At 64.8% G+C, this 7,273-nt stretch carries 8 protein-coding genes; 3 read left to right on the top strand and 5 right to left on the bottom strand.

Features of this window, described 5'->3' with window-relative positions:
• From VOI29_RS20610 to VOI29_RS20600, 3 genes are all read right to left on the bottom strand, one after another.
• The coding region (locus VOI29_RS20610) for a hypothetical protein (protein WP_323783161.1) at positions 1–209 on the bottom strand (209 nt) is incomplete at its 3' end.
• 172 nt (positions 210–381) lie between these two features.
• Complete coding sequence (locus VOI29_RS20605) at positions 382–1,086, bottom strand: endonuclease/exonuclease/phosphatase family protein (RefSeq protein ID WP_323783159.1); 705 nt, start codon at positions 1,084–1,086, stop codon at positions 382–384.
• Between the two features lie 152 nt (positions 1,087–1,238).
• Positions 1,239–2,657 (bottom strand): protein adenylyltransferase SelO, encoded by a 1,419-nt coding sequence (locus VOI29_RS20600; protein WP_323783157.1) that lies wholly within the window; start codon positions 2,655–2,657, stop codon positions 1,239–1,241.
• Between the two features lie 71 nt (positions 2,658–2,728).
• Between VOI29_RS20600 and VOI29_RS20595 the strand changes: the two genes are divergently transcribed.
• Together VOI29_RS20595 and VOI29_RS20590 are read left to right on the top strand one after the other, a co-directional pair.
• Complete coding sequence (locus VOI29_RS20595) at positions 2,729–3,148, top strand: cupin domain-containing protein (RefSeq protein ID WP_323783155.1); 420 nt, start codon at positions 2,729–2,731, stop codon at positions 3,146–3,148.
• 45 nt (positions 3,149–3,193) lie between these two features.
• Entirely contained in the window at positions 3,194–4,096 is a 903-nt protein-coding gene (locus VOI29_RS20590; protein WP_323783152.1) for a fatty acid desaturase, read from the top strand.
• Between the two features lie 81 nt (positions 4,097–4,177).
• Here VOI29_RS20590 and VOI29_RS20585 read toward each other — a convergent pair whose 3' ends face one another.
• Positions 4,178–5,287, bottom strand: coding sequence for an anhydro-N-acetylmuramic acid kinase (locus VOI29_RS20585; protein WP_323783149.1), 1,110 nt, complete (start codon positions 5,285–5,287; stop codon positions 4,178–4,180).
• Between the two features lie 143 nt (positions 5,288–5,430).
• Between VOI29_RS20585 and tyrS the strand changes: the two genes are divergently transcribed.
• A complete protein-coding gene (tyrS, locus tag VOI29_RS20580) occupies positions 5,431–6,717 on the top strand; it encodes a tyrosine--tRNA ligase (RefSeq protein WP_323783147.1) in 1,287 nt (428 codons plus the stop codon).
• A 198-nt stretch (positions 6,718–6,915) separates the two neighbouring features.
• Here the strand turns inward: tyrS and VOI29_RS20575 are convergent, their stop codons facing one another.
• Positions 6,916–7,053 (bottom strand): hypothetical protein, encoded by a 138-nt coding sequence (locus VOI29_RS20575; protein ID WP_024090421.1) that lies wholly within the window; start codon positions 7,051–7,053, stop codon positions 6,916–6,918.
• Between the last annotated feature and the right edge of the window lie 220 nt (positions 7,054–7,273).

The following is a 7,273-nucleotide window of genomic DNA, read 5'->3' as shown; positions in this document are numbered from 1 at the left end:
CCCCCGGCGGCAAACCGGGCGGCCGTCCCGGCGGCCGCCGCGGCGGCAGCGGTTTCGGCGGCGGCAAACCCGGTGGCCAGCGCCGCCGCAGCGGCGGCGGCAAGGGCAATCCCCAGGGCGCAAGCGCCGGCGGCGGAAACCCCGGCGGCGCCCAGCGCGGCGGCCAGAAACAGCGCGCCCGCTGACCTCCTGATGCTGATCCGCCCCAAGGACGGCGCCAGCGCTGTTCATCTTTGAAGCGGAGCAGCGCAAACACATACGCAAACCGGCACCTGGGGGCAGTCTCGCCCCCGGGGGCCTCTCAGCCTTGATCCTGCGCTGCGCGGTAGCGTCCGGCCCAAGCCTGGGCGGGAGCCCTGCCCCGGACACAAGCCCTCGTGATCACGCCTCCCGCAAATCCGCCCAGACCGGCAAATGGTCCGAGGCGATATGCGCAGGCCGCGCCCCATGCACCCCATGCGCAACGGCTTTCAACCGCTTACAATACGCAATCCGGTCCAAGGCCCCCAGCGGCCGCAGCGCCGGAAAGCTCGCCTTGGGCGGCAGGAAAGTCAGCGCCGGAGTGATATGCTCCAGCACCGGCATCCGCGACCATTCGTTGAAATCCCCCGCCAGCACCACCGCGCTGTCCTCGCGCTGTGCGGCACGGGCCAGGGCCTGCATCTGCTCGCGCCGCGCCCGCCCCGTCAGCCCCAGATGCGCACCGATCACCCGGACCGGCCCCAGAACCGTCTTCAGCTGAACCCAGACCGCGCCGCGCGGCTCCAGCCCCGGCAATGCGATATGGCCTTTGGCCTGCAACTGCAAACCGCCCCGGAACAGCACTGCATTGCCATGCCAGCCCAGCGAGCCCGCGCCGCCCAGATCCGCCGCCTGCCAGCCGGTTTCCGCGACCAGAAAATGCGGCAGCGCCGCGGGCCGCGGCGGCAGCCGTTTGTCGGCCTCCTGCAGCACCACGACATCCGCATCCAGCCCGGCCAGCACCTGCAGGATGCGTTCAGGCCGCCGGCGCAGGTCCAGGCCGATACATTTCTGAATATTATAAGTGGCGACCCGCAGCGTGTCCTGCGGCGGTTGATCGGGCATCCGGTCCCTCCAGGCTACTCTGGAGTTTGGCGCAGGACACCCCTGAAACACAACGGTCATCCCGCCGCGCGCGGTGCCCGGGGGCTGCTGCCCCCAACTGAGCCTGCGGCTCAAATCACCCCCGGGAGTATTTGCAACCCAAAAGACCCACGTCAGGTTCCGCAGAAGGTCGCCTGCACCACTTCTTCCGGTGCCGGCGGGCGCTGCAGGTCCGCATGCTCCGGCTGGTCCGCATAGGGGCTGGCCAGAACCGTGTTCAGCCGGTGGAAGGGCGCGAAATCTCCGGCCACCGCGCTGGCGATCATCTCCTCGATGCGGTGGTTGCGCGGGATGAAGGCCGGGTTTGCGCGGCGCATCACCGCTTGCGGGTCCGGCTCCTCCTGGAGCCGCGCCTGCCAGCTTTCGGCCCAGCCGTCGAACGCCGCCGGATCGGTGAACTGATCGCGCGCGCCGCCCGTGCCGAGCGCACGGAACGTATTGGTGAAATCGCTCTGGTTTTCTGCCATCCGCTCCAACAGGCCGGTAACCAGCTCCAGGTCCCCCTCCTGCGCCGAGGTGATCCCCAGCTTGGCCCGGAACCGGGTCAGCCAAGCGTCCTCGGTCAGCTGCGGCATGGCATGAACGATTTCCGTGGCTTCCGCGACTCCCGCCTGCGGATCCTCCAGCTGCTGAATCAGCGCAGTGGCAAGCTGCGCCAGGTTCCACACTGCAATACTGGGCTGATTGGCATAGGCATACCGCCGCCCGCGGTCGATCGAGGAAAACACCGTATGCGGATGGTAGACATCCATGAAGGCGCAAGGCCCGTAGTCGATCGTTTCGCCCGAGATCGAGGAATTGTCGGTGTTCATCACCCCGTGGATAAAGCCCACGCCCATCCAGGCGGCAATCAGCCCGGCCTGGGCGTCGCGCACTGCACGCAGCAGCCCCATCGGCCCGTCAGCGTCCGGATAGTGGCGCGCAATCGCATATTCCGTCAGCTGGCGCAGGCTGTGCATGTCGCCGCGCGCGGCAAAGACCTGGAAGGTGCCGACCCGCAGATGGCTGGCGGCCACCCGCGTCAGCACCGCACCGGGCAGGGCTCCTTCGCGCCAGACGGTCTCGCCGGTCTCCACCGCCGCCAGGGCGCGGGTGGTGGGAATGCCAAGCGCATGCATCGCCTCGCTGACCACATATTCGCGCAGCACCGGCCCCAGCCAGGCACGGCCATCGCCGCCGCGGGAATAGGGCGTGCGGCCCGACCCTTTCAGCTGGATGTCGCGCCGTGTGCCGTCCGTGCCCACGGCCTCACCCAGCAGGATTGCCCGCCCGTCGCCAAGCTGCGGATTATAGGTGCCGAACTGGTGCCCGGCGTAAAGCTGCGCCAGCGGGTCTGCCCCCTCCGGCACCAGGTTGCCGCCAAAGACTTCCGCCATTTCTGCCGCCTCGCCCGGGCTGATGCCCATCACCCGCGCCAGATCCTCGTTGAAGGCAATCAGCCTCGGCGCCTTCACCGCCTGCGGCGCCAGTTTGGAGTAGAACTGCCCCGGCAGGGCAGCATATGTGTTGTCAAAGGGGATCGTGAATGCCATGGCCCAAACATATGCGCCGGATACAGATTTACCAGCGCCAAACGGGCCAAGGGCCAAAAGGAGTGCGCGCCATGACCGCCGATCAGATCATCGGACAACTGGGCCTGCAACAGCATCCTGAAGGCGGCTGGTACCGGGAAACCTGGCGGGCCGGGAATGAGGGACGCCCCTCAGGCACTTGTATTTACTTTCTTTTAAAGGATGGCGGCAACAGCCACTGGCACCGCGTCGATGCCACCGAGATCTGGCTCTACCATTCCGGCGCGCCGCTGGTTCTGTCGGTTGCCGCCACCGGAGAAGGCCCTGCCCGGGATCATTTGCTGACCCCGGATCTGAGCACAGGCGCACCGCAGCTGATTGTTCCGCAAGGCCACTGGCAGGCCGCCCGCACAACCGGGGACTACACATTGGTGAGCTGCACCGTTTCGCCGGGGTTCCAATTCGAAGGGTTCGAGCTTGCCCAGCCAGGTTTCGACATCCCGCGCGGCTGACCCTGCCTGTTGCAGCGAATCATCTTACTGGACAAGACTGTCCGCATGCCTGCTGAATTGGATCACACGGCCCTGATCAAGTCGCTGCCGCCGGAAACCAAAGCGTCCCTGACCGCCCGTTCGGATGCGGCCGGGCTCCGGCACCTGGCGTTGTACCTTGCCGCTTTGGCGGTCTGCACCGCGGGCCTGGCGCTGCAGGTGCCTTTCTGGCCGCTACTGATGCTGCCGCAGGGGGTGCTGCTGGTGTTCCTGTTCACGCTGTCCCATGAGTGCACCCACCAGACCCCCTTCCGCAGCAAATGGCTGAATGAGACCGCAGGCCATTTCTGCGCCCTGGCAATGGCCCTGCCCTTTGTCTGGTTCCGCTATTACCACCTGGCGCATCACAAGTTCACAAATGACCCCGATCGCGACCCCGAACTGGAACATGGCGGCCGCCCCGAAACCCTTACCCAGTGGCTCACATACCTGAGCGGCTGGAGCTACTGGAAGGGTATGGCCAGGACCATTTGGCGTAACGCCTTCGGCACCATCAGCGCCCCCTATCTGCCCAAGCGCCGCCTCGCCGGCATGCGGCTGGAAGCACGGGTGCTGCTGGCCATTTACGCCGCCGCCCTGCTGAGCCTGCTGATGTCGCCGCTGGTCCTATGGCTGTGGATTGTGCCGCTGCTGATCGGCCAGCCGTTCCTGCGCGCTTATCTGCTGGCGGAACACGGCCTCTGCCCGCCGGTCGCCGATATGCTGGAGAACTCCCGCACCACCATCACCAACCGAATTGTGCGTTTTGCGGCCTGGAACATGCCCTATCATGCCGAGCATCATTCCTTCCCGAATGTGCCCTTCCACCAGCTGCCGGCCTTCCACGCCATCACCGAGGCGCATCTGAAGTCGACGTCGAACGGATATGGGGAGTTCACTGCGGACTATATGAGGCAGCTGGCGCGCTGACCGCCTCGGCGCCGGGCAAAATTTCTTCAGAAGAAATTTGGCAAGAGTTTTCAAAAAACTCTTGCACGTGGCGTCACCCGATCACGCCCCCGGCACGCTCACCACCCCGCCGCCGACACAGGCCCGCACGCCGGTGGTGCCGGGGCAGGATGTCGCCATTCCCCGCGCCACCCGCACCGCCAGATGGGCAAAGGCCTGCGCCTCCAGCATGTCGCCGTCCAGCCCCGCGTCCTCCACCGGCTTCACCGGGCAGTCCAGCGACACCCGCAGCATCTCCATCAGCACCGGGTTATGGCGGCCGCCGCCGGTGACCAGCACCGCCTCCGGCGGCTCCGGGCAATGCTCCATCCCTTGCGCAACCGAGGCGGCGCACATGGCGATCAATGTCGCGGCTGCGTCAGCATCGCTCAGCTCGTTCACCAGCCCTACCATCTCGGCAAAATCATTCCGGTCCAGTGACTTGGGCGGCATTCTTGCAAAATATGGCTCAGCCAGAAACAGCTCCAGCGCGCCGGTCTCCACCTTGCCGGAGCGCGCCACCTTGCCATCTGCGTCCCAGGGAATGACCATCCGCTCCTGCACCAGATCATTGACCGGCGCGTTGGCCGGGCCGGTGTCGAACGCCAGCAGCGCGCCCGGCTCCTCCGGACGTTCAAACCGCGGATCCACATAGGTAAGGTTGCCGACCCCGCCCAGGTTCAGGAAACATAAGGGCCGCTCGGCGCCGATGTATTTCGCGCAGGCAAAGTGAAAGAACGGCGCCAGCGGCGCGCCCTCGCCCCCCATCGAGACATCATCCGAGCGGAAATCCCAGACCACCGGCTTGCGCAACCTCTCTGCCAGCGCCGCCCCGTCCCCCACCTGCAGCGTGCCTTGCAGCCGCGGCGCATGGGCCAGGGTCTGGCCGTGAAAGCCGATGATCTCAACATCCTCGAAGTCTGCCAGCGCCGCTGCATGGGCCGCGTCGCAAACCCCGGCCGCCGCCTCGACCTCCGGCCCTGTCCATTTGCCCAGACCGGCGCGCAGCACGCTGCGCTCCGCCACCGAGTATTCGCGGTAACTGCTGCCGCCGAACCCATGGATACGCGCGCCATCCGTGACAACGACAGCCGCATCCACCCCGTCCAGCGAGGTGCCGCTCATCGCCCCCAGCGCCCGCACCGCGCCTGTTTTTGCTATGGCCCTGCTCATGGCCTCTGCCCCTTTATAGGTTCCGGGCCGCCCCGCCCGTTCGCGCGCCATGATACAGTGCTTATTTTGCCGGGAAAACAGGTTCCAACCGGCGCCAATGCGATTTATACGGCATGGTGCAAACCTAGAGACCGAGGCATGTTATGACCTACACTCCCAAATCGGATTTCATCGCAGTGATGATGGAACGCGGCTATCTGGCCGATTGCACCGATTACCAGGGCCTGGACGAGGCGCTGGTGAAGGGGGTCCAGCCTGCCTATATCGGTTATGATGCCACCGCGCAGTCGCTGCACGTCGGGCATCTTCTCAACATCATGATGCTGCGCTGGCTGCAAAAGACCGGCCACAAACCGATCACCCTGATGGGCGGCGGCACCACCAAGGTGGGCGATCCCTCGTTCCGCTCGGACGAACGGCCGCTCCTGGGCCCCGAACAGATCGACGCCAACATCGCCGGTATGAAAAAGGTGTTTGCCAACTACCTTACCTATGGCGACGGCGGCAACGACGCCCTGATGCTGAACAACGCGGAATGGCTCGACAATCTGAACTACCTGGAGTTCCTGCGCGACATCGGCCGCCATTTTTCGGTGAACCGGATGCTGTCGTTCGAGAGCGTGAAATCCCGCCTCGACCGCGAGCAGTCGCTGTCGTTCCTGGAATTCAACTACATGATCCTGCAGGCCTATGACTTCATGGAGCTGAACCGCCGCTACGGCTGCGTGCTGCAAATGGGCGGCTCGGATCAATGGGGCAATATCGTCAATGGCATCGACCTCACCCGCCGGGTGATCGACCATGAAGTCTACGGCCTCACCTCGCCGCTGCTGACCACCTCGGACGGCCGCAAGATGGGCAAAAGCCAGGGCGGCGCAATCTGGCTGAACGGCGAGATGCTTTCGCCTTACGAATTCTGGCAGTTCTGGCGCAACACCACCGACGCCGACGTCGGCCGCTTCCTCAAGCTCTATACCGAGCTGCCGGTCGCTGAATGCGACCGCCTCGGCGCGCTGCAAGGGTCCGAGATCAACGAGGGCAAGGTGATCCTCGCCAACGAGGTGACCAAACTGCTGCACGGCGCCGATGCGGCGGCGGCGGCAGAAGCCACCGCACGCGAAGTGTTCGAAAAAGGCGGCGTCGGCGATGACCTGCCCACAATTTCTGTTTCGGCCGATGAAGCGCTTCCGGGAACCTTCTACGGCCTTGAAGATCAAGCGCTCTACTTTTCGGTGAACCTACTTTTCGTCAAGGCCGGTTTGGTGAAGTCTGGCAAAGAGGCCAAACGCCTGATCTCCGAAGATGGAGCACTCATAAATGGAGTTGCTGTGAAAAAGAGATTTCCTTTCGTAAAGTTAACTGACATTGGAAAGCAAATTAAGCTCTCAGCCGGCAAGAAACGCCACGCCCTGGTCCGGCTGGACGGCTGACGGTACTGCCGATTTGCAAAAGAAAAGGGAGCCTCTGGGCTCCCTTTTCATTTTCACCTGCAAGCTTTCCCGCCCCCGTCCAGCCCCCTCCGGGGCCAAGCCTCAGCAGTTGGGCCAATCGCAGCGGCGCCCGGCCCAAGGCCGCCAAGGGACTGTGGCGCAGCCACTGCAGCTGCGGGCGCGGGTGGCTTTGCGGCGTCAGAAAACAACCGTATCCAGCAGTGTCAGCAGCAGAAACACCGGCACCGACAGACCGATTGCAATCAGCAGCGCCGCTGCTTTGGTCATCCGGGGGGCGGCCGCTGCCTGCCCCATGATCTGTTTTGACTGTTTCATGGCTTCATTAACCCTCATTTAGGTTTCCAGCGTGTTAATAGGAAACATGTTTGATGGCTCTCCGGTTCCCTCCCCGACCTGCGGCAAGACCGCACTTCGCCCCCGTGCGCTGCAGCAATCGGCCGAATTCGCCCGCGCCCTGGCCGCCTGCGGGCAGGTGCCGGTGTTGCTGCCGCATCTGCAGGACATGCTGGTGCTGCGCCGCCGCCTGCCGGGCGGG

Source organism: Leisingera sp. (genome assembly GCF_034669605.1).
In the GTDB taxonomy this organism is placed as follows: domain Bacteria; phylum Pseudomonadota; class Alphaproteobacteria; order Rhodobacterales; family Rhodobacteraceae; genus Leisingera.
Note: the sequence above shows the minus strand (reverse complement) of the source record. Positions and strands in the feature narration are given on the sequence as shown.